Origin of the sequence: Kurthia sp. Dielmo, from assembly GCF_000307285.2 — a bacterium.
Classification (GTDB): Bacteria; Bacillota; Bacilli; order Bacillales_A; family Planococcaceae; genus Kurthia; species Kurthia populi.
The window spans coordinates 615,035-618,187 of sequence record NZ_HE578956.1 but is presented as its reverse complement, the minus strand read 5'-3'; the positions used below and the strand labels follow the sequence as shown (position 1 = coordinate 618,187).

Sequence of the window (3,153 nt, the reverse complement as noted above, 5' to 3'; positions counted from 1 at the left end):
TTACATAAATTCTTTCATTAACTCGTCTAATTTTTCTTCGCCTAATTCAAGATTTTCATAAGTTAATGCATTTTCTGAATAGCCTTTTACTTTTTCTTGGTAAGAAGCTGTTTCAGTATCTTGATAAATGATACCTGTTACAAGACCTTCATGCTTCATAACCGTTTGCATTGCTTGCTCACGGTTTGAAGAATCATAATCTTCAATATCACTTAATTTTGTTAAATGTTCTTTGAACCAATCATATGTGTTTACTTTATTATATGTCACACATGGTGAGAATACATTAATGAATGAGAAACCTTTATGTTTCATACCTTCTTCAATCATCGCTGTTAATTCTTTTAAATCTGTTGAGAAGCCTTGTGCCACAAATGTTGCACCTGATGATAAGGCTACTTCAAGTGGTTTTAGTGATGGCTCAATCGCGCCACCTGGTGTTGATTTCGTGATGAAACCAGCAGCAGAACGTGGAGATGTTTGCCCTTTTGTTAAACCATAAATTTGGTTATCCATTACGATGTACGTGACATCGATATTGCGACGGATTGAGTGTACAGTGTGACCCATACCGATAGCAAATCCATCACCGTCACCGCCTGTTGCGATAACGTTTAAGTCACGGTTTGCCAGTTTTAGACCTTGTGCGATTGGTAGCGCACGACCGTGGATACCATGTAAGCCATATGCATTAATATAACCTGATAAACGGCCTGAACAACCGATACCTGACACGACCGCTAATTCATGTGGTTCGATTTCTAGGTTTGCGGCAGCGCGTTGAATCGATGCTTGTACAGAGAAGTCACCGCATCCTGGACACCAGTTCGGTTTGATTGTATTACGAAAATCTTTAAATGTTACCATCTGGTAGCAACTCCTTTACACGACCTAACAATTCGTTTGGTAAGAATGGTGTACCATCGTATTTTGTTAAGTTGATGATTTTATCATGATGACCGACGTTTAACTTAATGATGCTTGCAAGCTGACCAGTCGCATTATTTTCAACAACAATGATTTTTTTCGCTTTTTCCATTAATGGTAGCAATTCTTTTGCTGGGAATGGGTGAATTAAGCGAATATGAGCATGATTGGTTTTGATGCCTTGTTCATCTAATACAGGACGAATTTCTTCGATAGCACCGCGTGTAGAACCGAAACCAACGATTAATACGTCCGCTTCATCATGTGGCGCATCTGTATAAACAGGTGTCTCAAAATCAACATACTCTAATTTACGGAAACGTTTATCCATTTGCGCTTGGCGATTTGCCGGTGCTTCAGATGGTGTACCGATTTCAGAGTGCTCAACACCCGTCACATGGTGAATACCATATTTTTGACCAGGTACGACACGTGTCGATACGCCGTCTTCTGTCACTTCATAGCGTTTGAAGTAGGCTTTGTCTTCCATTTCCGGTAAATCACCTAATTCCAATTTACCGCGTTTAATCGATACTTTACTATAATCAAATGGTTCCACTGTTTGCTTACCAAGTGATAGCTGTAAATCCGAAAGAACGATTACTGGTAATTGTAATTGATCCGCAATATTGAATGCTTGAATCATATCGTAAAATGCTTCCTCACCTGTTGACGGTGCGATAATAACTTTAGGAATCTCACCATGTGTACCGTAAAGCATTGCAAATAAATCGGATTGTTCTTGTTTCGTTGGGAGACCTGTTGATGGACCACCACGTTGTGTATCAACGACAACAAGTGGAGTTTCTGTCATACCGGCAAGACCTAAACCTTCCATCATTAGTGATAGACCAGGACCTGCTGATGCAGTGAATGCACGTGCACCACCATAAGAAGCGCCAATTGCCATTGTGACAGCTGCGATTTCATCTTCTGTTTGGACAACAAGACCACCGACTGTTGGTAGTTTTTTTGTTAAATATTCCATAATTTCAGAAGCTGGCGTAATTGGGTACGCACTCATCACGCGAGAACCTGCAGCTAATGCACCTAATGCCATTGCTTCATTCCCAATCATAAATAGACGGTGTTGACCATCGCCTGGTTCTAATTCAAATTGACCTTCTGTATTCCCTGCTTCAACTAATAAATCATGCATTAATTGATGCCCTTGTGCGATAGCCTCCATGTTTTTCGCTACGACTTCTTCCCCTTTACGGCCAAAGATTTCGTCGACGACACTTTGGAATACGGTATCTTCTAAATTCATTAATGCCGCTGTAGCACCAATCGCTACCATGTTTTTCATTAATGTTGTTCCTAGCTCTTTTGCAGTCGCTGTGAACGGCACGATATACATTGTTGCCTCACAATCTTCAGGTTTTACTGGCTTAAATTTTGCATCTGCTAAAATAACACCATCTGCATGTAGCTCTTTATAGTTTACATCGATTGTTTCTTGGTCAAACGCAACAAGAATATCGTTATCATCTGGAATCGTATGCACCGTTGTTGTACGTACGTTAATTTTATTATTCGTATGGCCACCTTTAATACGAGAAGAGAAATGACGGTAGCCGTATAGGTGGTAGCCTAGACGGTTCATCGCTGTTGAGAAAATCTCACCAGTTGATTCGATCCCTTCACCTTGCTGCCCACCGACTTTCCATGAAAGTTGATGTAACATGTTTAAACATCTCCTTAAAACAGGGTATTTTATATATTTTTATCCTTCATAAGTTTATCACGAAGAAACGACAGAAACTATTGGAAATCCATGAAAAGAGAGAATTTCAGACCTTTGACGGAAAAATTAAGTTTGTTTTACATAAATAAACTTAATTTTCTTGTTTTTCATTCTTTTTATGTGTTTAAATTTTAAAAAAAGGGAATCATACTACTATACGAATAGAAGAACAACAATAAATATTACAAAAAAGCGAGGTGAAAGCTTCTACGCTACGCCGTAGAAGTAGCAATTATGATGAAAATTCTATGGATTCCCATCGCATTGTTTATTTTCTCACTAACAGCATATATGGTAGCTACTTGGGGTACTGACGGTGCAACAACATTGAAAATGCTCATCGGTCAAGGGGTTATGATTCCGTTCTTCTTCTTCGTTCTCTTATTCATTTGGCGATTTAATCAACAGCATAAAAAATCTTACACAGCTTAAACAATATAAAAAACGCAACGTTAAAGACATGAGTAACAAAAAGAAGG

Annotated in this window: 3 protein-coding genes; 1 reads left to right on the top strand and 2 read right to left on the bottom strand. The window is 38.9% G+C overall.

The genetic code is table 11. The annotated features are described in order from the left end of the window. Together KTHG_RS03370 and KTHG_RS03365 are read right to left on the bottom strand one after the other, a co-directional pair. On the bottom strand, window positions 1-867 hold the full coding sequence (locus tag KTHG_RS03370; RefSeq protein WP_020189516.1) for a 2-oxoacid:ferredoxin oxidoreductase subunit beta: 867 nt from the start codon (window positions 865-867) through the stop codon (window positions 1-3). Beyond that, window positions 854-2,614, bottom strand: coding sequence for a 2-oxoacid:acceptor oxidoreductase subunit alpha (locus tag KTHG_RS03365; RefSeq protein WP_020189515.1), 1,761 nt, complete (start codon window positions 2,612-2,614; stop codon window positions 854-856). The genes KTHG_RS03370 and KTHG_RS03365 overlap by 14 nt, the downstream gene beginning before the upstream one ends. Before the next feature lie 294 nt (window positions 2,615-2,908). Here KTHG_RS03365 and KTHG_RS03360 point away from each other — a divergent pair, with 294 nt between their 5' ends. Beyond that, on the top strand, window positions 2,909-3,106 hold the full coding sequence (locus KTHG_RS03360) for a hypothetical protein (RefSeq protein WP_020189514.1): 198 nt from the start codon (window positions 2,909-2,911) through the stop codon (window positions 3,104-3,106). Window positions 3,107-3,153 lie beyond the last annotated feature (47 nt).